Source organism: Sphingobium sp. ba1 (genome assembly GCF_000743655.1).
Taxonomy (GTDB): domain Bacteria; phylum Pseudomonadota; class Alphaproteobacteria; order Sphingomonadales; family Sphingomonadaceae; genus Sphingobium.
Genome location: NZ_JPPQ01000069.1, coordinates 677895 through 702651 on the forward strand (window position 1 = coordinate 677895; position 24757 = coordinate 702651).

Genomic DNA, 24757 nt, shown 5'->3' on the forward strand with positions numbered 1-24757 from the left:
CTAATATCAATTAAACGATTTTATCGGATGAAAAATAAAATAATGCAGAAATGCATAATTCGTAAACAGATATATTTTTAACAAACCCGTCGAGTGCGATGTGAATTATCATCTACGGCACTGCTAAAAAGCCTTGTGGGAATAGGGCTGCCGCATCTGGCGCAGCAATCCATTTCTGTTACCAGTGCAAACCCCTATACAGCACTAATGAATCCTATTACGGTGGATGACCTGTCACACGGCGCAATCAATGATGACTACGATCCTGGAGAATCTGCTAGATATTTGAGTATCTGCTAGATATTTTGAAGGCGTGATTACCTTCACTAGCGACAGCCTAGTGCGACAGATCTACCGTCAGGGTCACCGTACTATATGTTTTCCTGCAAATTCTTCGCTTTCGATTATTTGCGCAATCATCTCAATACGGGATGTCCCGATATTCAATTGATGCGCGATTGCATCCTCACTCTCAGGCTCGCGACCGAGAAAAATTTTGTAGATCCAAATCACATCTTCACGGCTCATGGCCATATCACTGCCCTCATATTTATAACTATATTTGCCTTTTTGGCGGTAGATTTTATACCCGCAGAAATCTAATTTGAGGCATGGCCATCAGAGCTATCGACGTCGCCTGAATTTGCCTCTTTTATAATATTGATTGTCATTTCTATATATTTTTGGCGCATGACTTCGGCCTTATCTCTGGAGTCGATCAACTCGCTTTGCAGACGCTCATTCTCCTGCTGCATCATAGCAAGGCGCATTTCACTTTCATCCAAAGCAGCGATCAGGCGGGCACGTTCATTCTCTCGTTCCGCCAAGGCTGCACTGGTCTCGATTGACAAGGTCGCGAGCACTTCACGCAAATCACGCAATCTACCATTTTCATTCAAAGCGGCCGCCAATTTATCCTGAAACGCCGCCGCCGATGCCTTGTAACGATCCCGTTCAAACCGCATGTCCTCGGCGTTCAGCCGCATCTTGCGCTGATCTACCTGGAGGTTGCAAATTGCTTCGCCAAGCTTAAGCAACTCGAACGCTTCCCGACTGCGTGTGTCTACTCCCACCTGTTTGACTTTCGAGATAGTCGGGCTTTTATCTGACGTATCGCTGCGCACGGTCACGCCTTTACGTTCGCCTTCATCCATAATTTCATTGTTCCCATCGTTCAATCGACCTGTGCCGTTAGTCATCTGTCTTACAATCCCAGCTCTTGCAAACGACGCTCTTGGGCGCGGATCACCGCTTCAGTTCCATGGTTGGCAATGATTTTGGCTCGTGCGCGTTCCAACATCTCATCATTGTCGTTCGCGTCATCTACGGCCTTCCTCATCTGCCAGGCAGCGTGGGAGATGTCCGGGTCTGCCCATACCTGGCCTGCCGCGAACGGATAATCGCCGGCCTTTAGTTCTTTGAGCTTATATTCGACCGGATAGCCGGTGTCGGTTGTCACTAGGTCGGTCGTGGCCGAGTAGTCCGTCGCGATGACGGGCGTGCCAAGTGCCATAGCTTCGGCAATAAGCAGCCCCAACCCTTCGCTGCGGTGCAGGGACACAACGCAATCGGCAGCCTGCACCAATCCGAGCATCTCGGCGCGGGTTAGTTCCGCTTCCAGGATATGCACGTCTAGGCTATTGTCTATTGCATCGCGGATACGCTTCAATTCGTCCGGTACATGATGCGAGTTCACGCATTTTATGACCAGAGAAACATGGTCGCTATAATAAGTTCCTTTGAAGGCTGCACTGAAAGCAGCGATGACAGCTTCAGGATTTTTCCGACTTCTGAATGAAAGGAAGTCGAAGGAGAAAAGGAAAATGAAGCGTTCCTCCGGCAACCTCAAGGATTTACGATCAAAGATTTGGTCAGTCGTAAAATCAAGCGAGACAGGCATGTGGATCACCGGCTTATTTGTCTTCATGACAAGGCCCGATTGGATGAATCGGGAAGGAGCCCATATCTCGTCGACATGATCGAAAGAGCTAATCCAGGCATCGGGAAAGTCGGCAAGTTCCCAAAATGGCATTGCAACGCGATATGCGTCGTTCCCTAAGCGGTCGTTATAGCTGCTCTGCACCAACGGCAGTTGATCGGCATTGATATTAAATAGGTGCAAACGACCGCCCGGCTTATCGCTCAAGAAGGCCTCCACCTCCATGTTAGTGCGCGAAGAGGCGACATTCAGATCAATGTCCATGCCATCAACCCGACGACCGGAACCGGCAAGAGATTTAAGGGTCAGTCTTCCAACCTCACCCACCCCGGTGTTGGCCGTGAGGTAACCAACAACGGATATGTCAGTGTTTGAAGAGTGGACCGCGGGAGGACGATTCTTCTGCTTCCATCTGCGTGCATTGCTGACCCGCTCTACGATTGCGTGCGTAAGGCGAGGATCAATGCCCGATTGGTGGCTATGCCGAACGAACCATTGAGAAAGGCCAGTTACGCCCGGCGCCGTGGTGAGATCGTACGTGGCTCGCAGATAGTCTGATGTCTGCCAAAGGGCGTGCATGAGATTAGTACATACTAGCCCGTCGGGAGCCTCCGCTGTACCTAGAGAGGGCTGCTCCAAATAGCTTTGGAAATTTTCAAATGGATTTCCGTCCCATGTAAGATGCTGATTTCGAAAATAGTGGCGCACGAATGTCGGTATCTTCGCTCCACTTTTGAAGCAATCGTAGACATAATTCGCCTTTGGAGTTGAATATAATCCGTTTGTTTTCAGGTCGTTCTTATAGTCATGCAACAGACTTATTAACGCATCGCCATTATTTTCAGAAAACATCGTCGTATGCTTGGAAAGCTGTTGAGAATTCCGAGGATCATATCCACTAAAGTGGAAAAATATAAGTGCCTCTCCATCCATCAGCCAATCTTCGTCACCATCTTCTTCGAGATATCTTTGGAAGAGGTTCCAATAGGCAGCATTAAGCGTCGTATTACGCAAAATAGCGACATCAGGAAGGAAGCCAGGAACCAAATCCATGAACTTCTGGTCCACGAAGATGCCGTCATTTTGGGCATTGATGCACTGGTATCGCAGACGGCGCGCCCACCAGCGCAGTACCTCTTCGACGCCTTCGCTGCGGCGAAACGCGGCGAAGCCCAAATTGTAGATCCCGGCGCGCATAATGGTAATGTCATCAGGCGGCGTTGTTGTCTCGGCAGGTTCCGTCAGATGAGGCGTGAACACCGCCCGCGCTCCGGCATCGAGAGCGTCGAAAACAGGCGTGATTTCGCGATATACTTTGATATCTGGATCGAAATAGACAACCCGATCATAGTTCTGCTCAAACAGATGCAGAAACATATACGGCTTGGCCGCCGTGTTCATCTCCATAATATCGTACCGAAAAGCAAAACCGGGAAAATCCGGTATTCCTAACTCGGATGCTTCCAAAATCTGGCACTTCTCAGGGTAGAAGTCTTTTGCCCCTACCTTGGCATCGGCGAGGCAGAGAAAGTGATCAGCGTCAGGATGTGCCGCGACTGATGAATTTATCAGCGTGCGAGTATATGGCATGTAATTATTTGAGCTGATCGTGAAAATCGCTGTTCGATTATTATTTTCAACAGGCATTGTACCGCGCAACATCCCTATTCCTTAAATTGAGCGCTCGGTCGATCGCCTCGTGCTCCGCCGGGGGTAACGAAGCTCCTCGCGCAAAGCAACGGCGGAGCGCGCCTCGATCTAGATAGCGAGCGGAACCGGCCACCGCTGCGGCCTTAACGGCACCTTCTCGCTCATTATGCCCACTTCTCAATATATTGCTATTCATTCAGGTCAAGGCTCGTTGATAAGAGCCAGAAGATCAAGATGCCTTGAGGCGTTTGTGGTGTGGTCGGGCGGTTCGGGGATCTTCGGCCAGGAATGCGTGGCTTGATGCCCTTTGACGCAAAGCATCATTGAACTCGTCGGCGTCATGGCCCCTGTCGGCAAGCAGCCATTGCGTCTGCAGATATCGATGCCGCGCTCGAAGATCAGGTCTTCTACGCACCGCAGGCTAAGCGGGTAGCGGACATACATCAGCACCTCCAGCCGGATCACTTTCTGTGACGAGTGGAAATCACCTCACTCCATCTGCAGCCTCCAGCTTCGCTTTGCTCAAGCTCCACCGATATGGCAGTGATGAGCGTAATATTCGCTACCAACTAGCCGGTCTGCTTGGTGGGGGCAGATCAGATGAGCGTTTCTTCTCGGCCACTGCGCCTTGTGGATCAGGCAGAAAATCTCTCCATGAGGTCATGTCTGATCCTGACCGGCCACCTCGCCTTGACACACATGCGCCCTTTCACATACTAACGATCGTTATCAAAAAAGAGTCGGCGATGACCGAAGGAACGAGGCGAGATGGATCCCAGGGGCAAGCTTGCGGTCATTACTGGAGGGGCGTCTGGATTAGGCGCGGCGCTGGCTGCGAAACTCCAGGCGGAGGGCGCGCGGACGGTCGTGATGGACGTTCACCCACCGGCCGATGCCGGTTCGCAATTTCTGGCCTGTGATATTACGGACGCGCAGGCTGTCGAAAAAGCGCTGGACGGCCTGGACGGCGCGATCGGCATTCTGGCTAATTGCGCCGGGATCGGCGGCCTCGGTCTGATTGCGACGCCGGATGCACCGGGCAATGCCGCCGATTTCCGTAGGGTGCTGGACGTCAACCTGATGGGGGCCATGCATGTGACGCGCGTGGTGGCGCACCGCATGATCGGCAACGCGCCTGACAGCGCGGACGGCGAGCGGGGCGTCATAGTGAACGCCTGCTCGATCGCGTCGTTCGAGGGGCAGGAGGCCATGGGCAGCTATACCGCGTCCAAGGCAGCGTTGGCGGCGCTCACGCTTGTCTGGTCGCGCGATCTTTCCCGGTACGCCATTCGGTGCGTCGGCGTTGCGCCCGGCTTTTTCGATACGCCGATGACGGCCCATTTGCCGCCCGATCTGGTGGAGGAACTGGTCGATGGTGCTGAATTCCCCAAGCGCGCCGGGCGCGCCGAAGAGTTTGCAGACGCGGCGCTGTTCCTGATCCGCAATCCTTACATCAATGCCGAGGTGCTGCGTCTCGATGGCGGGGCGCGGCCACCGGCGCGCACCCGCTGGACGGCTCCGGCCTGATTTGACCTGAAAGGCAGTTCCGACATGCAACCGCTCGACCCCGCCATAGCCGCCGCCGCACGCCAAGCCTTCGCTGCGATCGTCGGCGTGGACCATGTGTTTTTCAACGAGGAGGATCAGCTCTCCTATCAGGACAAGTTCGCGGTAGATGATGCCCTGCATCATCCCGCCGGTGCTGTCGCGCCAGCGACCGTCGAGGAAATCCAGGCGATCCTGAAGGTGGCAAGGGAGCGCAAATTGCCGCTCTGGCCGATCAGTCGCGGCAAAAATTTGGGCTATGGCGGCAGCGCGCCCTTGCTGGCGGGATCGGTCATTCTCGATCTCTCGCGCATGCGGAAGATCGACTATGACGAGGCCAATGGCACCGTTTTGCTGGAGCCGGGGGTCAGCTTCTACGATCTGTATGATTTCCTGAAATCGAAAGGCATGAAGCACTGGCTGTCGGTGCCGGGCAATAGCTGGGGGTCGGTGCTGGGCAATGCGCTGGATCGCGGCGTTGGCTACACGCCTTATGGCGAGCATACGACCAAGATTTGCGGCATCGAGGCGGTGATGGCCGATGGGATGGTTGTGCGCACCGGCATGGGCGCGCTCGATGGCGCGCCGACATGGCAGCTCTACAAATTCGGCTTTGGCCCATCATGGGACCAGATGTTCGTGCAGTCGAACTTCGGCATCGTGACCAAGATGGGCCTGTGGCTGATGCCCGCGCCGGAATCGCTGATGGGCATGGATATCGAATTTGAGCGGCCAGAGGATTTGGGTCCGCTGGTCGATGCACTAGCGCCCTTGCGGCGTGAAGGCCTGCTCCAGCAATCGCCGACCATCGGCAACTGGCTGCGCGCGGCGGCAACCCTTACGACGCGTGGCGAGTGGACGGACAAGCCCGGTGCCCTGTCTGACGAGGTCATCGCGGCGATCCGCAAGAAGTTCAATGTCGGCTGGTGGGGCGTGAGCCTGCGCCTTTATGGCCGCGAGGATATGAACAAGGCGGCCTATGCGGTGCTGGAGCTGGAGATGGGCAAGCTCAAGCCGATGAGCCTGCGCCCCACGACCTGGAAAGCCGGAGAGCCGATCGAGGCGACCGGCTGGACCGGCACGCCGCTGACCTTTCCGATGCAGAATGCCAATTGGCATGGCGGGCGCGGCGGCCATATCGGCTTTTCGCCGATCCTGCCCCAATCAGGCAAGGCGGCACTGGCGCAGTTTCAGCGCACCTATGCCTGTTACAAGGAGTTTGGCATGGATTATCAGGCGAGCTTCGCCTTTGGCGAGCGCCACCTCATCAATGTGAACGCGGTGCTGCTGGACAAGGATGATCCGGCGATGATGAAGCGGGTCGATCCTTTCCTCAAGCGGCTGATCGCGGATGCCAAGGCGCAAGGCTATGGCGAGTATCGCACCCATCTCGATTATATGGATGCCGTCGCGGACACCTATGACTTCAATGGGGGCGCGCTCGCCAAGCTCAATCGCACGGTGAAGGATGCGCTCGATCCACAGGGCATCATCGCGCCGGGCAAGAGCGGCATCTGGCCCACGTCGATGATGGGAGCGAAGGCATGACCGGCATGGGCGTGGGCGCAATGCGGCGGGCAGGGATACTGATGCTGCTGGGGTTCAGCGCGTGCAGCAGCGGCGCGGACAACAAGGCTGTCGCGACCGAGCAGAGCAAGGGGCCACCACCCATGCCGGCGCCAGAGACGATATCATCCCGGCCCAACGCCGGGCCGGGTGAGCGGCTATATCTGGACAAATGCGCCATGTGTCATGGCCCCGCAGGCATGGGCACTGGCCTGCTGGCGCGGCGGACGGAGCAGCCACTGCTTGAAAAGCGCACGGACCTGACGTCCGAGTTCGTCATGCAAGCGGCGCGTATGGGCATCGGCAATATGCCCGCAATCTCGCGCGGTGAGGCGAGCGATGCGGAACTCAAGCAGATCGCCGATTATCTGTCGGCCGAAAAGGAGAGCGGGCAATGATGCCGGTGTCGAGGCGCGGCCTGGTTGCGGGTGCCGCCATTGCTGCGGCCGCCGCTGCGACGCTGCGTTCGCCCGTGCTGGCCCATGAAGGGCAGCCGGTGCTGCTCTATGATACGAGTCTCGCTGCAAGCGCGCGCTTTGCCGACCATGCCCGCAGGCTGGGCGGGTCGGCTCAGCCGATGGACGGTGACCGCGTGCGCCAGGTGCAGGCCTTGGTTCAAACCCGGCCAGCCGCCTTCTTCGGCGTATCCCGTCAGGCCGATGCGGTGATGGTGAGCGAGGTTGCACAGGAGGCGGGCTATCGCCGGATTTCGCTGATCCAGCATCGCGTCGCAGGCGATATGGTGCCGATCTGCGTGCCCGAAGCGACATCGCTTGCAACCTTGGCGCGGCTGGCTGGCGGGCGCTGGCCGGAGGCGTTTGCGGAATTGGCCATCGGTGGGATCGAGCGATGCGAGCCGCTATCCTATGCCAGTGCCGCCGAGCCGGCCTTCAGCTGGGTGCTGACGCTGCGATGAGCGCGGGGCAGTTCAGCTTCATCAAGCTGTACGTCGCCGATCTCGAGGAAGTCCTGCTGCGGCAGGAGGGCCATGGCTTCATGCTGGGCCTGCTGAACTGGAAGACCGGTGGAAATGGGGATGAGCGGCCAGCGGCGGGCGTCATCGGCTTCGTCACGCAGGATGCCGATGCTGCTGTCGCGCGGGCGATCAAGGCCGGGGCGAGGATCAAGCGCGCGCCCTTCGACATTCCAGGCACGCGCGTCGCGTTGATCGATGACCCGGAGGGGCATGAGATCGAATTGGTGCAGTTTCTCTAGCCCTGCCGCCTGACGGTCCCCGGCCAACAAAGAGAGCGCCCCGGCCAATGTGGACGGGGCGCTCTTCATTCGCCGAGCGGCGTGTCAGAATTTGCGCTTCACGCTGAAGATGATTTCGCGCGGACGACCGGGCTGTCCATAGGCATTGCCTGATTGGGCGAAGCGGTCATATTTGTTCACGAAGTAGAATTCGTCGGTGAGGTTGGTAGCGGCCAGCGCCGCTTCCCATGCATCGTCGGGCGTGCGGTAGGTCAGGCGCGCATTGAGCAGCCCGCGCGATTCCACGCGGCCGAATTCGAAGTTCGGGATATTGTTGGGGATCGTTGTTTCGAACTTCGATTGCCAGGTATAGTCGAGGCGCGGCGTGAGCGAGCCATGCTTGCCCAGCTCAACCTCATATTGCACGCCGGCCGCATATTTCCACTTCGAGACGAATGGTGCCTCCGTGGTTCCAGGGATGATGCCGCTGCCCAACGCCGCGCTTGTGAAGCGGAAATCGGTGTAGCTGACGGAGCCGTCGATCGAGAGGCCAGGCACGGGCCGCGCGTCGAATTCCAGTTCCAGACCGTCGATCTTGGCGTCGCCGATGTTCCGGGTGGCCGAACAGAAGGGGAAGCCGGGCGGGCTGATGTCGGGGCAGCTCGACGTGAGTCCCTGATAATTTTTGTAGCTATTGTGATAATAGGCGCCATTCAGACGCAGTTTCCGATCAAGCCACATGCTCTTGAAGCCGGCTTCATAGCTGGTCGAGGTTTCCTGTTCGAACGGAACCAGCTGTTGCGCGAGATAGGGACGCGGATTGACGCCGCCGCCCTTGAAACCCGTCGCGACCTGCGCATAGAAGCGCACGTCCGGCGCGACCTCATAATCCACAGCGACGCGATAGTCCCAGCGTTTGCCGGCAAATTCACCGACAAGACCATCCAGCGAGGCGACGCGGGGATCGGTCGGCAGGCCGGGGATGGGGCTCATGCGGCGGAATGTGTAGCTTTTGTCTTCGTCGGTATAGCGAATGCCGCCCGTGATGTTGAGCTTATCCGTGGCATGAAGGACGCCGTGCAGAAAGGCGGATTTGGACGTCTGTTCGAACGGGTCGTCATAGAAGAAATCGAGCCCCGCGACGCCGACCTGGATGCGTCCGCTCTGGTTGCTGTCGCCCTTATAATAATAAACGCCCGTCGTGACTTCGAGCATATCGCCGAATTCGGCGGACAGGCGGAGTTCCTGCGTGAACTGTTCGTGCAGGAAGCCGCTCGCATTGTTCGAAATATCTTCGGGCGAATTGTCCGCATCCCAGGAGCTGGCACCCTTGGCGTAACGATAGGCCGTGATCGACTTTAACGAAAACATGTCGGACAAAGTAATATCGAGCGTGTTGGAAACGCCCCAACTGCGCAGATTGCTCTGACCCTTGTTGGTATATTGATTGGCTGTGCCGGGAAGACCGGTGTAATTGGCATAGCTTGTGTAGCTGTTTGGCGCGGTGAGATAATTGCGCCCATTGACGGGGGGAAGGAAGAGCGCCTTGCCCGGCGATGCTTCCGAACTGTCCTGCGTGAAATCGGCAATCAGGTTATTCTCGATCCTGTCGGATGCGATCCAGCGCAAGGCGCCGCGCACGGCATAGATATTCTGGCCGCCCTCCGTGCCGATCACGCAATCATCGGCAGGCGAGGCGAAGGTGCCGCCGGGGGCCGCAACCCCGGTAACGCAGCCATAGTCCAACCGTTTGAAGAAGCCGTCGACATGACGGGCAAGGCCGGAGATGCGCGCATAGAGCTTGTCTTGCGCCAGGGTGATGTTCGTTGCGCCGCGCAGGCCCACGCGGTTGAAGGAGCCGTACAAGGCTTCGACATAGGCGTCGGAATCATCATCGGGACGGCGGGAGAAGAGTTTGATCGACCCGCCGATGGAGTTTTTGCCAGACAGCGTGCCTTGTGGCCCCCGCAAAATCTCGATGCGGTCCAGATCCACCAGATCGAACGCCGCACCCGAACTGATGCCGTAATAGACGTCATCGATATAGATGCCGACGCCAGGTTCATTCGGGAACTGGAAATCGGTGGCGCCGATACCCCGGATGTTGACGGCTGCGGTCTGCGCGCCGCCGCCCTGACCGCCAGCGGAGAAGGTGACGCTCGGCGCGCGCTGCGCGACGGACTCGACGCTGGTCTGGCTGCGTGCTTCCATGAGCGATGCGTCCACGGCCGTAATGGCAAGCGGCGCTTCCTGCACGCTTTGATTGCGGAACTGTGCGGTGACGATGATATCGCTGATACCCTGATCATCGCGCGCGGATGCGGCCGCATTTGTTTCCTGAGCCAGGACAGGCGTGGCGATCGACCAGGCCATCGCACCAAAGGCAACGCCGAACCGGACCGAGAGCAGCTGATTTTTAGACATATTTCCTCCCCAATGCCTCAAGGGAGTGCCTGCATTGCCGACTACCATCATGCCGCGGATCAGGGCTTATTGCCACCGTCATCGCTGCACGCGGGTAAGGTCGGACACCCTATGGCAGACCTCTCCTTCACTCGACTCTAGCCCGCGGAACCGCTTGCTGGTCATGCAATAACCATAACGAACGTTATCAATATGAGCAAGAGCAAGAATGATAATAATATCGTTCGTTATTATTGGTTGTATCGATTCTGTATGCGCGGTTCGCACTTCGAGACTGACGATCGTGATGGATGCGAGGCTCGGAATGCCCCAGGGGGCAAAAGCTAACGCCCGATCTTATTGTCGTTGGGGTCGAGTTTCAGCATGTCCGCGCTCTTCATCGCGGGATCCCAATGTTCGACGATCCTGCCATTTTCGATGCGGAACAGATCGAACCAGCTGGTGTGATAGCTGTTGCCGTCACCGTCTTTCTCGGTGCGCACGAAGGTGAAGTTCACCATGTCCCGCTCGGCGATGATCGACACCAGCGGCAGTTCGATGTGCGGCAAAATCTCGCGCTGTGGGCGTGATCCGCGAATGAAGGCCTGCAAGGTTTCGACGCCGCTCACCACATTGGGATTATGCTGGATGTAGTGCGGGCCGATGAAATCCGGTGCGCGGTCGGCATGGCCCGCTTGCAGCACGGTGCGATACATATCGTAGCATAGCCGCTTGTTGGCGGCGAGAACGGGATCGTCGCTGTGCAGCAATTGCGCGTGATCGGCCGCGATGACGGGCGCGGTCTGGCCGTCAGGCGCGTCGATGGCCGGCTTCAAACTCGTGATGCGTTCGCTCATGTCATGCTCCCCTGTTATATTGCGATCACCAGGGCTTTGGCCATTTGCGGGTGTCGTCCCAATGTTCGACGATCATGCCATCTTCCAGCCGGAACATATCGAAGGCATGGCCTGTATAGGTCGCGCCCGGCACGTTTGGATCGTCCTGCTCCTGCTCCCAGATCAGCACCACATGATCGCCCTGTGCCACAGTGCGGACCAGTTCCTTGTGGCGGGGCGGATTGAAGTCGGCTGGCGTATCCTTGATGATGTCGACCAGCCGCAACAGATGCTCCCGGCCCGAAGGCATGTTGACATTATGCTGGATATAGCCGGGCGCGATGTAGCGCAGAACCGCCTCGCGGCTCCCTTCGCGGATCACCTTTTGCCACATGTCGATGACGATGCGGCTGTTGCGTTCTTCGAGCGTTTCCTCGGCGGCGGTCATGGCGATCTCCCGTCAGGTGAGCGCGTAGTAGCGCAACACATTGCCCTCGGCGCGGCGCTCGCCGACGCCCACGAATACATGTTTGGTCAGCCAATCATGCTTGCCGACCGAACATTCGAAACTGGGGTTGCCGCGCAGATAATAGTCCTGTTGCTCGACTGGCTCGCCCTCGCGAAAGGCCCAGTCGCGCAATTTCTCCATCGTGTCGGGCTTGCGGCCCCACAGGAAGCCACGATTGTTGAGGAGGATCAGCGTGCCATCCTCCTCCTCCAACATGTAGCGCGCATCGAACACCGCCACATCGTCGGGCCGGAAATAGGCATAGTCGCCGCCGGACCCCGGCACGGCCTTGCCGCGCAACCGTGGCCCCTCAAAGGTGCCGCTTTCCACATAGACCGCGCTGCGCGTGCCGCCCCAAGGGCTGTTCGCGATGGTCTGGACGCGCGGGAATTGCAGCCGCACTTCCATCGCAAATTCCAGCTTGGGATTGTCGATCGTCGAAAAAATATTGTCCATTGCGCTATATCCCTCAACCCAGTTCCAGTGTGCCGCCATCGACGAACAGATTGGCGGCAGTGATGAAGCTTGCATCATCCGATGCGAAGAACAGCACGGCACGGGCAACCTCTCCGGGCCTGCCCATGCGGCGCATCGGTATCGCATCGATCATCTGTTCGCGCAGCCTGTCCACCGCGTCTCCGGTGAGGCCAGGGTTGCGATAGAGCAGGGGCGTTTCGATGGGGCCGGGGCTTATCAGATTGACGCGGATGCCCTCGCGCACCAGTTCGCCGGCGATCACCTTGAGCGCCGCCGCAAGGCCACCCTTGGCAGCGGCATAAGTGGTGTTGCCGGGCACGAAGGCATAGCCGCCGATCGACCCTGTAACCACGATAGATCCGCCAGCGCCCATCAGCGGCAGTGCCTTCTGGATCGTGAAGATGCAGCCGCGCAGATTGATGGCGTGAACCGCGTCCCAATCCTGCGGCGTAATGTCGCGCACGGGCGCGAAACCGCCAACGCCCGCATTGGCGAAAAGGATATCGAGCCGCCCATGTCGCGCCTTGATGGCGGCGATCACCGGGTCCAGACTCGCCAGATCCGCGACATCGGCCGGGTAGCCCGTCGCGCCTGCGATGCTGGCGACGGCACTGTCGATCGTCGCCTGATCGCGCCCGGTGAGGTGGACGATGCCGCCCTCCGCCGCGAAGGCCTGAGCGCTCGCCAGCCCTATGCCGCTATTGCCGCCGACGACCAGTATGACCTTGTCGGTAAAGCGCATGGGTCTTCTCCTGTTTGGGGTCAGAATGGCGAGTGGGGGTTGGGGCTGTCCGCAGGCACATCCTGCATCACGTCCCAATGTTCGACGATCTTGTCGCCCTCGATGCGGAAGATATCCATGACGGCGAAACCGGCGTCGCCCGGCCACCGACAGACATGATAATGGACGATCACATGATCGCCATCGGCAAAGCGCCGCTTGATGTCGTGGGTGGCGTTGGGGCTTTCGGCCCGCACCTTGCGCAGAAAGGCTTTGAGCGGTTCGATTCCGGTATCGACTAGCTGATTGTGCTGGATGTAATCGGCCGCGATGTAGCGATCGGCAGCGTCGGCATCGAAGGGGATCAGCACATGATCGAACATGTCCTGGACCAGCTTCAGGTTGCGCTCTTCCTGCAGCGTTCTGCTCATTGCACCATCCTCTCACGGCTCGTCTGTGCGGCCTCTTGCTTAAACGGTAACGATCGTTATTAAATCGCGCAAGATCAAAATGGGGTGAGGAGAGGGTGATGGAACGCGCAGAGTATGAGCGGTATGTGCAGGCATTCAATGATCGGGACTATGACAAAGTCCTGGATTTTTATGCGCCAGGCGCCCGGATCGGCTTCTTCGGCATCGATCTGAGCGACAGGGATGCTTTCAAGCGTTTCTACAGCTTCCTGCACAGCTATGTGAAGGAGAGCGTTGTCATAGAAAGGTTCGCCAGCAGCGACGAACTTGTCGCGCTGGAAGGGATCATCCGCGTCGAAGGCTTGCGCGACCTGACTGCCGATGTGCTAAAAGCGCAAGGGTTGGAGCAGTTCATGCCCATCGCCAAAGGCGAGGTTCAGAACATGCGGCAATATATTCACTATCATCTTGCGGATGGAAAATTCACCAGCGTCGGTTGTACGATGGCATGATGGCGGGTGGTTGACTCATGAACACCCAGATGTGTTAGGCGAGACATATGTCGAAGAATATTGGACGCAAAGCATCCGACGCCATGGATAAACCACCGACGCCGCAAGCGCGCGAAAGCGCTTCGGCCGACGCGCTGCATGGCGTGCTGAAGCTTGCCAACAAGTTGATGGCCCCCTTTTCGACCTATCTGGAACATCGGCACAAGATCAGCCTCAACGAGTTTCGCCTGCTGATGCTGATTGGCCGCTTCCCCCATTCTGCGAGCCATGAACTGGTCGAGTTGACGGGCGTGAACCCCATGAGCGTTTCGCGTGCGGTAGCGGCGTTGCAGAAGCATGGCCGCATCATGGTGGACAGGGACGAGACGAACCGACGCCGCAAGACGTTGAGCCTGACGGCGGAGGGCGAGCGGCTGTACAAGGCCATGCGGCCGCAAACCGATTCCGTTGCCGACTATCTTGTGTCGGCTCTGAAACCGGCGGAAATCGCGAACTTCAACGCGATGCTCGGCAAGCTGATCGACACGCTGGAAGCGCGTGACGAAAATGGGGTTTCGCTGTTCCTGGAGCGGACCAGGCCGCCTGAGGAATAGACGTGTTCATTCTTGGCAGGGGCGCAGCACGGCCATTGCCGCCAGCACCAGCAGGAAGCCCCCCGCCAATATGCTGATAAGCGGGAGAATGGTGAAGGAGGGGAAGAGCGAGACCGCGCCACTCCCGGCTGCCGTAACCCCAAGCTGGAGCGTGCCGAGCAGGCCTGCGGCGGCACCGGCGCCTTGATCGGATGCATCGAGCGCGGAAATAGCGGCAGGCGTCAGCATCAGGCCTGATGCGGCGAAGATCAGCATCGAATAGCTTTGCACCATAGCGAGCGGTACGTCCCCGCTCGTAAGTGCCGCGAGCGCGATGGCCCCCGTCGCCATGGTTGCGATCAGCACGACGATCGTGACCAGCCGCCGCACGCCGAGCCGCCGCATGAGGCCGGGCGCAAACTGTGTCGCGATGATCGAGACGATAGCGTTCAGTGCCAGCAGCAGGCTGTATTGATGCGGTGTCAGCCCATAGCCCTGCGAGAAGAGGAAGGGCGCGGCAGTCACGAAGGCGAAGGGAATCGTCGTCGCCATGCCCGCGACGAAAGCCCAGGCGACGAAGGCACGCTTTGCCAACAGGTAAGCGCAGGCTTGCACGATCGATCGGGAAGCGACGCGGCGGGCGGGCGGCAATGTCTCAGGCAGGAACAGCGCCACGCAGAGCAGCGCGACCGATCCGGCGCTCGCCAGAATGACGAACAGTCCCTGCCAGGAAGTCGCCCGGAGCAGGTAGCTGCCAGCAAGCGGCGCAAGCACGGGCGATATGCCGATGATGAGGAAGGTGAAGGCCATCAGCCGCGCGGCGTGGTGGCCACTATGCTGATCGCGGATCATCGCCCGCACGCTGGAGGTGCCTGCGCAGGCACCCATGCCTTGCAGAAAGCGCAGCGCGATCAACTGGTCGATGTCGTTTGCCAGAGCGCAGCCCAGGGAGGCCGCCGCGAAGAGGGCAAGGCCACAGATCAAAGGCCTGCGCCGACCGAAGCGATCACCGAGCCAGCCGAGCGGGATTTGGGCGATGGCCAGCCCCAGAAAGAAGGCGGAGAGGGAGCGCTGCACCGCGCCGCTATCGGCGGCCATCGCCTGCGCCATGTCGGGCATGGCGGGCAGATAGAGATCGATCGCGAACGGGCCGAGCGCGGAGAGCAATCCAAATGCCAGTCCCATGAGCAAGGAGGGTCCGGCTGCGGCGCTCGATGCGCCGCCGCTCCTGATGATCGTCATCCTATATTCCCCGCCGTCTTATGTTGTTTGTCGTCGCTCGCTCAGCGCTTGATGATGAGCGAGTCGGGGCGCTTGCGCGGCACCCATTGCCCACGACCGGGGAAATTCTTGAGGACTTCGCCATCCCACAGGCGCACGGTGCGCTGCTGGAAGCGCCACTGGCCGTCGGTGCCCCGCACAGCCAGATCATCATACCAGCCTGCAAAGCGCAGCAGATAAGGCGGCTCGCCGTTGCACTCTGTCACGAAGGCGAAGCTGCGCATTTTGCAGCTGCCGTCCTCCTGCGGCCTATATTGCACCTGCGTCACATGATGCTGGCGACCGGGAAAGCCAGCGGCGTTGCGATAATGTTCGGCGATGCCGCGAATGCCATCATGGCCTTCCCACACATCGGGCTCGTCGAACACTTCCTCGCTCATGCGCGCGTCCGGCGTGAAGCAGGCGACCAGCCCCTCCACATCGCCCGTATCGAGCGCCCAGCTATAGGCGGCGATCAGATCCTGCAGGGCGATACGGTCCTCGATTGCTAGCGATGGCAATTTTCTTTCCTCTCCACTTCAGCACATGTTGACGCAATACTAACAATCGTTACTATCAAATGCAACGACATTGCAAAAGTCAGTGAGGGGATGGCCATGGGCAAGATCATCGTAACCGGAGCGTCCGGCTCCTTTGGCGGCGCTGCGGCAGAGCTATTACTGGCGGCCTGTGCGCCGGAAGACCTCATATTGCTCTCCCGCACACCGGCCAAGCTCGCGCATTTTGCGCAGCGTGGTGCAGATGTGCGCCATGCGGATTTCGATGATCCTGCGACGCTTGCCGCCGCGATGCGGGGCGGCGAGCGGATGCTGCTCATCAGCACGGCGCGCGTGGGATCGCGCGTTGGCCAACATCGCAATGCGGTAGAGGCAGCCGTCGCGCAGGGCGTGCGGCATATCGTCTACACCTCGCTCATTTCGGCGGACCAGCCGGACAATCCGGCGATCGTGAAGAATGATCATCGCGCGACGGAAGAGATTATCGAGGCATCGGGCGCGCAATGGACGCATCTGCGCGATAGCCAATATGCCGAGGCGGTGGCGACGGCGATGGCCATCCCCGCGTTGCTGGCCGGGCACAAGCCGGACAATTGCGGCGACGGCAAGGTCGGCTTCGTCAGCCGGGATGATTGCGTGGCAACGGCTGCGGGCGTGCTGACGCAGGATGGGCATGGCAATTGCGCCTATGACATCACCGGGCCGGACCTGATCTCGATCCCCGAAGCGATGGCGATGGTGACCGAACTCTCCGGCAAGCCCATCACCGTCGAGCAAGTCGATGACGAAGCGATGTTTGCCTATTTCGATTCGCTCGGCGTGCCGCGCCATGCCTCCGACATCATGCCGCAGGGGCCGATCCCCTGGTCGAGCGATGATATGGTGACATTCGGCCAGTCGATCCGCGAGGGCTATTTCGGCCGACTGAGCGACACGGTCGAGCGCATCACGGGTCGCAAGCCCAAATCCCTGCGCGAGGTGATGATCGCGCATCAGGCAGCATGGCCCGTCTGATGCTTGCGGTCGTCAAGTCGCTGCGTGGCTTGTCCGCGCTAGTGGGGGTTGCGCTGGTGTCGGCCTGTGCGGGCGGTGCCTCGTCGGAATATGGCGCGGGCGATGACTGGGCCTTCCCCGGCGGCGATGTGCATGACAGCCATTTTTCGCGCCTGACCGACATCAAGCCCGGCAATGTCGCCAAGCTCGGCCTGGCCTGGAGCTATGACCTTGGCACCAATCGCGTGCAGGAGGCGACGCCCGTCGTGATCGATGGGGTGATGTATACCAGCGGCAATCTGGGCCGGGTCTATGCGCTGGATGCTGCCACCGGCAAACCGCTCTGGACCTTCGAGCCAGAGGTGGACATGCAGGTCAATCGCGCCGCTTGCTGCGATCAGGCCAATCGCGGCGTCGCCGTCTCAGGCGGCAAGGTTTTCGTCGGGTCGCTTGATGGCAAGCTGTATGCGCTGGACGCCAAGACCGGCAAGACGCTCTGGTCGGTCGATACCATTGTCGATCATGACCGTGGCTACACCATCACCGGCGCGCCCGATGTGGCGGGCGATGTGGTGGTGATCGGCAATGCCGGGGCGGAATATGATGTGCGTGGCTATGTGACGGCCTATCGCGTGAGCGATGGCAAGCAGGTCTGGCGCTTCTTCACCGTACCGCGCGACCCCAAAAGCGGGCCGCAGGAAAATCCTGAACTCGAAGACGCGCTCAAGACTTGGGATCCGAAGAGCCGCTGGGACATTGGCGGCGGCGGCACGGTATGGGATGCGATCAATTATGATCCCCAATTCGACACCGTCTATATCGGTGTGGGCAATGGCGGCCCCTATGCGATCAGCCGTCGCTCGCCCGCAGGCGGCACCAATCTTTACCTGTCATCCATCGTCGCGCTGGACCGCAAGACGGGCCGGGTAAAATGGCATTATCAGGAAACGCCCGGCGATAGCTGGGACTATACCGCGACCCAGCCGATGGTGCTGACGGACATGGAGATTGACGGCAAGGTCCGCCCGGTCATCCTGCATGCGCCCAAAAATGGCTATCTGTTCGTGCTGGACCGGGAGACTGGCAAGCCGCTGCGGATCAATGCGTTGGTGCGCACCAATTGGGCGAAGGGCTTTGACCTCAAGACCGGCAAGCCCAACCTGACCCCGGACGAGTCCGAATATTGGAAGGGGCCGAAGATCATCTTCCCGGCGTCGGCAGGCGCGCGCAATTGGTATCCGCCTGCTTATGATCCGGCGCGAAAGCTCTATTTCGCGGCCGTGCTGGATATGGGCAATCTGATGTTCACGGTTCCGCCGGACAAAGCGAACGACCCCCGACGCCCGCGTGCGCTGAATGTCGGCACCAGCCTGATCTTCACGCCGCAATTGCAGGATGTGTTGCCAACGCTGCCGCCGCCACTGCGCGCGCAGGTCGAGGCGCTGCCTGCCTGGAAATGGGTGAAGGAAAAGCCCTTCTCGTCCGAGCTGCGCGCGATCGATCCGCTGACGGGCAAGTCCCGCTGGGCGGTGCAGATGGAGGGATGGCAGGATCGCTCCGGCGTCTTGTCGACAGCCTCCGGCCTGATCTTTCATGGCACGATTGGCGGCAAGTTGATGGTGCGCGATGCCGACAGCGGCAAGCTGTTGAAGGAAATCCAGACCGGCAGCTCGATCATGGCGGCGCCGATGACCTATCGGGTGAAAGGCGTGCAATATGTCGCGGTGGCGACCGGCTTTGGCGGCGGTGGCTGGTCCTATGTGCCGAATTATTCTGCCGCTTATCGCAATGGCAATGCCAATCGCATTCTGGTCTTCCGCATCGATGGCGGCCCGGTGCCGCAACCTGAGCCGCTGCCACCCACGGAGGTTGCTTCGCAGCCGCCTGCGCAGGCGGCGGGCGTCACGCCTGCGGTGCTGGCACGGGGGCAGGGGCTGTTCTTCGAGAATTGCGCGATCTGCCACTCCAACCAACTGCGCGCCAATGTGCCGGACCTGCGCCGGATGCAGCCGGGGGTGCATGATGCCTTCCAGCAGATCGTGCGGGAAGGGCTGCTGCTGCCCAATGGCATGCCACGGTGGGACGATATTCTCACCGCTCAGGACACAGCGGCCATCCATGCCTGGCTGATTGCCGAGCAGGGCAAGACGCGCGCGGCCGAGTTGAAACTCAAGGCGGCAGGCAAACCGCTCGACGCGCCCAGTGCGGCGATCATGTCCAGCTTTTAAGGGAATGAAGGCCGTATGATGCAAGAACCGGACATCATCGTCGTGGGCGGCGGATCGGGCGGTGCTGCGATGGCCGGGCGGCTTGCCGATGGCGGCCTGACGGTGACGCTGGTCGAGGCCGGGCGCACCGATCGACATTATCGCTCGCGCATTCCTGCGCTGACCAGCGCGGTGGTGCAGAACCCGGAGTTCGACTGGTGCTATCAGGTGGAGCCTGATCCGACCCTGGGCGGCCGCGCCGACATCTGGCCCGCGGGCAAGCTGCTTGGTGGCGGCAGCGCGCTCAACGGGATGATGTTCATTCGCGGCCATCGCTGGGATTATGACGAATGGGCGCGGGAGGGGGCGCTGGGCTGGGATTATGCCTCCGTCCTCCCCTATTTCCGCCGGTTGGAAGATAATGAGCGTGGCGCAGATGCCTGGCGCGGCACTGGCGGGCCGATTGCGGTGTCGGAAGGGCGGGCGCGCTATCCCATTACCGATGCGTGGATCGCGGCGGCGCAGCAGGCCGGTATCGCGCGCTCGTCCGACCTGAACGGCGAGCAGGCCGAGGGCGTCGATTATGTGCAGGTGTCGCAGCGCGGCGGTACGCGTTGCTCGGCTGCGCGTGGCTATCTGCATGAGCGCAAGGGCGGCAATGCACCGCACATCCTGCTGGAGGCGCAAGTGCTGCGCATCATCGTGGAACATGGCCGGGCGACCGGCATCGTCTATCTGCAGGATGGGCAGGAGAAGCGCCTGATCGCGCGCCATGGCGTGGTGCTGAGCGCGGGCGCGATGAACACGCCGCGCCTGCTGATGCTCTCCGGCATCGGCCCCGCCGATCATCTGCGCGCGATGGGCATCGATGTGGTTTGCGACCGGGTAGGGGTGGGGAGCAATCTGCAGGATCATGTCGGCACGCATATCGTGAATGATGTCGATGCGGTCACGCTCAACAGTGATGCAAAGGGACTGCGCGGGGCATGGCAGGTGATGAAGTTCGCGCTGGCCCGCAAGGGCGCGCTGACCACGGCGATCGGCCATGCGCAGGCGTTCGTGAAGAGCCGGGCGGATTTGCCCGCGCCCAATCTCCAGATTTCCTTTGCGGCCTTCGCATTTGATTTTGACGAACAGGGCCGGCTGATGCTGCGCCCGAACCCGTCAATCTCGACGCTGGTCGGCCTGATGCGGCCCAGGAACCGGGGGCGGATCACGCTGCGCTCTGCTGATCCGCTGGCGCCGCCGGTCATCGCGCACCAGCAGTTGAGCAGCAAGGATGATATCGATCAGATCGTCGAGGGCATCGCTATTGCGCGGGATATTTTGCGGCAGCCCGCTGTGGCGCCCTTCATCAAGGGCGAGTTGCGGCCAGGCGCGGCGATGACCGACCCGGCGCAGTTGCGCGATTATGTGCGGATGGCTTCGATCCCGCTCTATCATCCCGTCGGCACGGCAAAGATGGGGCGCCGCGACGATCCGATGGCGGTGGTCGATAGCGACCTCAAGCTGATCGGCGTGGAGGGGCTTTGGGTTGCCGACGCGTCGATCATGCCGACGCTACCGCAGGGCAACACCAATGCGACCGCGATCATGATTGGCGACAAGGGTTCGGATCATGTGATCCGCACGCTGCGCAAGAACGAACATATAGGAGGATGACAGTGGCGAACTTCCCAAAAACCATCCACTTCACGGGATTGAATACACCGGTCGGCATCGAATGGTCGGCGCGCAATCTCGATGTGATCGGGGACATTCCCGCCGAGGTGGATGGCGCGTTTTTCCGCGCGGTGCCCGATCCTGCCGTGCCGCCCATGTATGCGGATGATATCGTGTTGTCGGGCGATGGCATGGTTGCCCGCTTCGCCATAAGCGGCGGCAAGGTCGATTATGCGATCCGCTATGTCGAGACCGAGCGTTACAAGCTGGAGCGCGAGGCGCGGCGCGCGCTGTTTGGCCAATATCGCAATCCGTTCACGGATGATCCCGCCGCCCAGGACAAGGACCGCACCGTCGCCAATACCACGCCGGTCTGGCACGCGGGGCGGCTGTTCATGACCAAGGAAGATGGGCTTGGTTATGAGATTAATCCGCATACGCTGGAGACGATCGGCCGCTGGGATTATTATGGCGCGCTGCGCTCGCAAACTTTCACGGCGCATCCGCGCATCGATCCGCAGACCGGCGAAATGTTCTTCTTCGGCTATGAGGCGGGCGGCCTGTGTACCAAGGATGTGGCCTATTGCATCGCGGACAAGGACGGCAATCTGACGAGCGAGCAATGGTTTGAGCAGCCCTATTGCTCAACCATTCACGACTTCGCGATCAGTGAAAAATACGCGATCTTCCCGATCTTCCCGACAATCGCCGATCTTGAGAGGCTCAAGGCTGGCGGCGCGCATTGGGCGCATCAGCAGGAGTTGGAGAGCTGGGTCGGTATCATGCCGCGCTATGGCAAGGTGGAGGAGATGCGCTGGTTCCGCGGACGCCCCGGCATCTCCGCTTTTCATCTGGTCAACGCCTTTGACGATGGCGATCTGGTCCATCTCGACCTGTGCCTTTCGGACACCAATGCGTTCGGCTTCATGCGCGAGGCGGGTGGCATCCAGCGCGATCAGCGCGAGATTGGCGGCGGGCTTACGCGCTGGACCTTTGACATGAGCAAGGATGGCGAAAGCTATGCGGAGCGGGTGATGGGGCCGCCCGGTGACATGCCGCGCCTGCGCGATGTCGATCAGGGCCGCCCCTATCGCGCGGCCTGGTATATGAGCATGAATCCCCAGGGCGGCCCGCCGCTGCCGGGTGGTCCCGTGGGCGCGGCCTTCAACGCGATGTTGCGCATCGAGCCGGGTAATGGCCGGATCGACATGATGCCGCTGGATTTCGGCATGGCGATCAGCGAGCCGGTCCACGTCCCCTCGGCTACGCCCGATCATGATGGCTGGCTGCTCGCGGTAGTCGACCGTCAGAGTGGGGAGGATATGTTCCAGTCCGAACTGTGGATCGTCGAAGCCGAGGATATCGCCAAGGGGCCGATCGCCCGCGTGCCGATGCCATTGCCGATGCGGGCGCAGGTGCATGGCAGCTGGGTATCGCGCGCGCAGCTTGATGGCGCGCGGGTGCAACAGGCAGAGCGTGTGGCCTGAGCCATGCGGCTGGCGGGCAAGGTTGCGCTCGTCACGGGCGCGGGGCGCGGTTTAGGCCGGGCCTATGCGCGCGCGCTGGCGGCGGAAGGCGCGCAGGTCATCGTCAATGATCTGGGCGGCAACAGCCTCGGCGAGGGCGGCGATGATCGGCCTGCGCGGGCCGTCGTCGCGGAGATCATGGCGGCTGGGGGCGTGGCGTCCGCTGACATGAGCGACATATCCGACTGGTCGGCAGCGCAGGCTCTGGTGAGCGGCATCTGCGTCCAGCATGGCCGCCTCGATATCCTCGTGAACAATGCCGGGATCAGCCGTTCGGGGCTGCTGGGGGATTTGAGCGAAGCGGATTGGGACAGGCAGTTCGGCGTCAATGTGAAAGGGGCGACGGCGCTGATCGACGCCGCTGCGCGCCTGTGGCGCACGCAAACGCCCACGCCGCGCGCGATCGTCAATATTTCCTCGCCCGCCGGACCGCATCCGATCCCGCCCATCGGCCTTTATAGCGCGACCAAGGCGGCGATGGCGGCGCTGACGATGAGTGCAGCGCAGGAGTTGGCGCCGCTTGGCGTGCGGGTAAATGCCTTGTCGCCCATCGCAAGAACAAGGCTGATCGAGAAGGCACCGCAGGCCGTTCAGGAGATGATGGCGGCGCGCGAGGGCTATGATCTGTTCGCGCCTGACCATGCCGCGCGGCTGCTCTTATGCCTGTGCCTGCCTGATGCGCGCTTCACGGGGCGGTTGCTGGGATGTCGGGGCGATGAGGTCTATTTCTACCGGCCCTGGTCAGCGGATTATCGCATCGACAATGGCGGCGCACCGTGGACGATCAGTGCGCTGGAGCAGGCGCTTGGATTACTGCCGCAGCAAGACATGTGCTGGATGATGACAGCGGAGGGGCTGGTCGAACAGCCCTGGCCGCCAACCACGCTAGGCTGACGGCCAGGCTTCGCGCACCGCTGCAACCCGCGCCTCGAACTTGTCGCGATGGGTGGGATGGGTGATGATGTAGAGCCTTTTTTCGACGATGCCCTCCAGCACCATCTGGCCGACCTTGTCGGGGTCCATCCAGCTATCGGAAGCGATGCGTTCGCGATCTTCCGGCGTCGCCCTGCGCTCGGCCACGCTGCCGATGAAGCGCGTCGGTCGGTTGCCGTCGATATCGAGGATGTTGCTGCGGACGAGACCGGGGCACAACACGCTCACACCGATGCCAGCCGCAGAAAATTCCGGCGCGAGCGCCTCACTCAGCGCGACGATCGCGGTTTTGGTGGTGCCATAAATCGCCATTGCCGCGGGCACGGTTGCGAGCCCGGCAAGGGAGGCAGTGTTGACGATGTGACCGCCCGATGGATTGGCGCGCAGCAGCGGTTCGAACGTCATGATGCCGTTGATGACGCCGCCCAGATTGACCTGCAGCCCGAAATCCCAGTCGGCATAAGTCACCTGATCCCAACTACGCTGGATGCCGACGCCGGCGTTATTGACCAGAATATCGACCCGCCCGAACTGATCGACCACCCCCTGCGCTGCCTGTGCCATGGCCGCCCGGTCGCTGACGTCGGTCTGGATAAAAGCGAGGCGGCTTTCATGGTCGCAAAGCCCGGCTCGCGCCTGCGCAATATAATCGGCGCGAAGATCAAGCATGGCGACTTGCGCGCCCGCGCCGAGCAGTGCCCTCGTGATACCAAGGCCGATGCCGCTTGCCCCGCCGGTGACGACCGCGACTTTGCCATCGAACGGCGTCATTCAAAGGATCTTGTAATAGCGCACGACATTGCCATCCGTCAGCCGCGCTCCTGCGCCGATGAAGGCGTGGCGGGCGAGCCAATCATGCTTGCCCTTGGGCACGTCGAAGCTCGTCAAAGTGCGGAAATAATATTCGGATGGATCGACACGCTCATCGCTGGCGCCATTGGCGATGCGGCTGAAGCGCGGCATCACATCGGGCGTGCGACCCCAGATGAAGCCTCGGTTGTGGAGCATGATCGGCGTGCCATCGGCCTCTTGCAGCAGATAGCGCGCGTCGAGCTGCACGACGCCGTCGCTGCGGAAGGTGGCATAGTCCCCGCCACTTGCAGGCAGCACCGTGCCATTGAGGGTCGGCCCGCGAAATTCGCCCGCCGAGACGGTGACCATCCCCTTGTCGGGGCCGGTGGGCAGGTCTTTCAGGCGGGGCAGGGGATGAAAGCGCAGGCGCACTTCCAGCGCAAGTTCCATGCCCGGCATGTCGGGGACGGCCTCGATTTGATCGAAGAGGGACATGCTCTGCTCCGTCATGACAGGATATTATGCCGTGCGCC

General features: G+C 60.4%; 25 protein-coding genes and 1 pseudogene. 12 read left to right on the plus strand and 14 right to left on the minus strand.

Going from position 1 to position 24757, the window contains the following annotated elements; translation table 11 throughout:
• Nucleotides 1–363 precede the first annotated feature (363 nt).
• From IL54_RS23990 to IL54_RS25840, 4 genes and pseudogenes are all read right to left on the minus strand, one after another.
• Nucleotides 364–528, minus strand: a complete 165-nt coding sequence (locus tag IL54_RS23990; protein WP_237748795.1) for a DUF4214 domain-containing protein — start codon at nt 526–528, stop codon at nt 364–366.
• A gap of 71 nt (nt 529–599) precedes the next feature.
• Nucleotides 600–1199: a hypothetical protein gene (locus IL54_RS06285; protein WP_156106135.1), complete on the minus strand. Its 600-nt coding sequence runs from the start codon at nt 1197–1199 to the stop codon at nt 600–602.
• A 5-nt stretch (nt 1200–1204) separates the two neighbouring features.
• Nucleotides 1205–3601 (minus strand): glycosyltransferase, encoded by a 2397-nt coding sequence (locus IL54_RS22760; protein ID WP_081912791.1) that lies wholly within the window; start codon nt 3599–3601, stop codon nt 1205–1207.
• Between the two features lie 360 nt (nt 3602–3961).
• A pseudogene (locus tag IL54_RS25840) lies at nt 3962–4054 on the minus strand (IS6 family transposase); the annotation flags it as partial.
• 303 nt (nt 4055–4357) lie between these two features.
• Between IL54_RS25840 and IL54_RS06300 the strand changes: the two are divergent.
• The 5 genes from IL54_RS06300 to IL54_RS06320 are packed head-to-tail and all read left to right on the plus strand — an operon-like array spanning nt 4358 to nt 7915.
• Nucleotides 4358–5116: an SDR family NAD(P)-dependent oxidoreductase gene (locus IL54_RS06300; protein ID WP_037474088.1), complete on the plus strand. Its 759-nt coding sequence runs from the start codon at nt 4358–4360 to the stop codon at nt 5114–5116.
• A gap of 24 nt (nt 5117–5140) precedes the next feature.
• Nucleotides 5141–6682 carry an FAD-binding oxidoreductase gene (locus IL54_RS06305; protein WP_037474091.1) on the plus strand — a complete coding sequence of 514 codons (1542 nt, stop codon included), beginning with the start codon at nt 5141–5143 and terminating at the stop codon, nt 6680–6682.
• The gene (locus IL54_RS06310) at nt 6679–7098 is read left to right on the plus strand and encodes a c-type cytochrome (RefSeq protein ID WP_237748796.1); all 420 of its coding nucleotides are present in this window, start codon (nt 6679–6681) and stop codon (nt 7096–7098) included. The genes IL54_RS06305 and IL54_RS06310 overlap by 4 nt, the downstream gene beginning before the upstream one ends.
• Entirely contained in the window at nt 7095–7616 is a 522-nt protein-coding gene (locus IL54_RS06315) for a hypothetical protein (RefSeq protein ID WP_037474092.1), read from the plus strand. Before IL54_RS06310 ends, IL54_RS06315 begins: the two co-directional genes overlap by 4 nt.
• On the plus strand, nt 7613–7915 hold the full coding sequence (locus tag IL54_RS06320) for a VOC family protein (protein WP_037474095.1): 303 nt from the start codon (nt 7613–7615) through the stop codon (nt 7913–7915). Before IL54_RS06315 ends, IL54_RS06320 begins: the two co-directional genes overlap by 4 nt.
• Nucleotides 7916–7999: 84 nt before the next feature.
• Here the strand turns inward: IL54_RS06320 and IL54_RS06325 are convergent, their stop codons facing one another.
• The 6 genes from IL54_RS06325 to IL54_RS06350 form a co-directional block, all read right to left on the minus strand.
• The gene (locus IL54_RS06325; protein ID WP_037474097.1) at nt 8000–10318 is read right to left on the minus strand and encodes a TonB-dependent receptor; all 2319 of its coding nucleotides are present in this window, start codon (nt 10316–10318) and stop codon (nt 8000–8002) included.
• A 323-nt stretch (nt 10319–10641) separates the two neighbouring features.
• The gene (locus tag IL54_RS06330; RefSeq protein WP_037474099.1) at nt 10642–11154 is read right to left on the minus strand and encodes a nuclear transport factor 2 family protein; all 513 of its coding nucleotides are present in this window, start codon (nt 11152–11154) and stop codon (nt 10642–10644) included.
• Nucleotides 11155–11179: 25 nt separating this feature from the next.
• A complete protein-coding gene (locus tag IL54_RS06335; RefSeq protein WP_052027574.1) occupies nt 11180–11581 on the minus strand; it encodes a nuclear transport factor 2 family protein in 402 nt (133 codons plus the stop codon).
• Between the two features lie 12 nt (nt 11582–11593).
• A complete protein-coding gene (locus tag IL54_RS06340) occupies nt 11594–12097 on the minus strand; it encodes a DUF3237 domain-containing protein (RefSeq protein WP_037474100.1) in 504 nt (167 codons plus the stop codon).
• Nucleotides 12098–12110: 13 nt separating this feature from the next.
• Nucleotides 12111–12860, minus strand: a complete 750-nt coding sequence (locus IL54_RS06345) for an SDR family NAD(P)-dependent oxidoreductase (RefSeq protein WP_037474104.1) — start codon at nt 12858–12860, stop codon at nt 12111–12113.
• A gap of 20 nt (nt 12861–12880) precedes the next feature.
• Complete coding sequence (locus IL54_RS06350) at nt 12881–13270, minus strand: nuclear transport factor 2 family protein (RefSeq protein WP_037474107.1); 390 nt, start codon at nt 13268–13270, stop codon at nt 12881–12883.
• Between the two features lie 98 nt (nt 13271–13368).
• Between IL54_RS06350 and IL54_RS06355 the strand changes: the two genes are divergently transcribed.
• On the plus strand, nt 13369–13761 hold the full coding sequence (locus IL54_RS06355) for a nuclear transport factor 2 family protein (RefSeq protein WP_037474108.1): 393 nt from the start codon (nt 13369–13371) through the stop codon (nt 13759–13761).
• An 83-nt stretch (nt 13762–13844) separates the two neighbouring features.
• Nucleotides 13845–14354, plus strand: coding sequence for a MarR family winged helix-turn-helix transcriptional regulator (locus tag IL54_RS06360; RefSeq protein ID WP_052027758.1), 510 nt, complete (start codon nt 13845–13847; stop codon nt 14352–14354).
• 6 nt (nt 14355–14360) lie between these two features.
• Here the strand turns inward: IL54_RS06360 and IL54_RS06365 are convergent, their stop codons facing one another.
• Together IL54_RS06365 and IL54_RS06370 are read right to left on the minus strand one after the other, a co-directional pair.
• On the minus strand, nt 14361–15575 hold the full coding sequence (locus tag IL54_RS06365; RefSeq protein ID WP_052027575.1) for a multidrug effflux MFS transporter: 1215 nt from the start codon (nt 15573–15575) through the stop codon (nt 14361–14363).
• 41 nt (nt 15576–15616) lie between these two features.
• Nucleotides 15617–16114 carry a nuclear transport factor 2 family protein gene (locus tag IL54_RS06370; protein WP_037474111.1) on the minus strand — a complete coding sequence of 166 codons (498 nt, stop codon included), beginning with the start codon at nt 16112–16114 and terminating at the stop codon, nt 15617–15619.
• A gap of 96 nt (nt 16115–16210) precedes the next feature.
• On the opposite strand from IL54_RS06370, the gene IL54_RS06375 reads away from it, so the two are divergent.
• Genes IL54_RS06375 through IL54_RS06395 form a run of 5 tightly spaced genes read left to right on the plus strand, consistent with a single transcriptional unit; the run spans nt 16211 to nt 23393 of the window.
• On the plus strand, nt 16211–17125 hold the full coding sequence (locus IL54_RS06375) for an SDR family oxidoreductase (protein ID WP_037477952.1): 915 nt from the start codon (nt 16211–16213) through the stop codon (nt 17123–17125).
• Nucleotides 17113–19332 carry a PQQ-dependent dehydrogenase, methanol/ethanol family gene (locus tag IL54_RS06380; RefSeq protein WP_037474114.1) on the plus strand — a complete coding sequence of 740 codons (2220 nt, stop codon included), beginning with the start codon at nt 17113–17115 and terminating at the stop codon, nt 19330–19332. Before IL54_RS06375 ends, IL54_RS06380 begins: the two co-directional genes overlap by 13 nt.
• Before the next feature lie 18 nt (nt 19333–19350).
• Nucleotides 19351–20973, plus strand: a complete 1623-nt coding sequence (locus tag IL54_RS06385) for a GMC family oxidoreductase N-terminal domain-containing protein (RefSeq protein WP_037477953.1) — start codon at nt 19351–19353, stop codon at nt 20971–20973.
• 2 nt (nt 20974–20975) lie between these two features.
• Entirely contained in the window at nt 20976–22460 is a 1485-nt protein-coding gene (locus IL54_RS06390) for a carotenoid oxygenase family protein (RefSeq protein ID WP_037477954.1), read from the plus strand.
• A gap of 3 nt (nt 22461–22463) precedes the next feature.
• A complete protein-coding gene (locus IL54_RS06395; protein ID WP_052027576.1) occupies nt 22464–23393 on the plus strand; it encodes an SDR family NAD(P)-dependent oxidoreductase in 930 nt (309 codons plus the stop codon).
• Here IL54_RS06395 and IL54_RS06400 read toward each other — a convergent pair.
• Together IL54_RS06400 and IL54_RS06405 are read right to left on the minus strand one after the other, a co-directional pair.
• A complete protein-coding gene (locus tag IL54_RS06400; protein ID WP_052027577.1) occupies nt 23385–24203 on the minus strand; it encodes an SDR family NAD(P)-dependent oxidoreductase in 819 nt (272 codons plus the stop codon). The genes IL54_RS06395 and IL54_RS06400 overlap by 9 nt on opposite strands.
• Complete coding sequence (locus IL54_RS06405; RefSeq protein ID WP_037477963.1) at nt 24204–24719, minus strand: DUF3237 domain-containing protein; 516 nt, start codon at nt 24717–24719, stop codon at nt 24204–24206. It lies immediately after the preceding gene.
• Between the last annotated feature and the right edge of the window lie 38 nt (nt 24720–24757).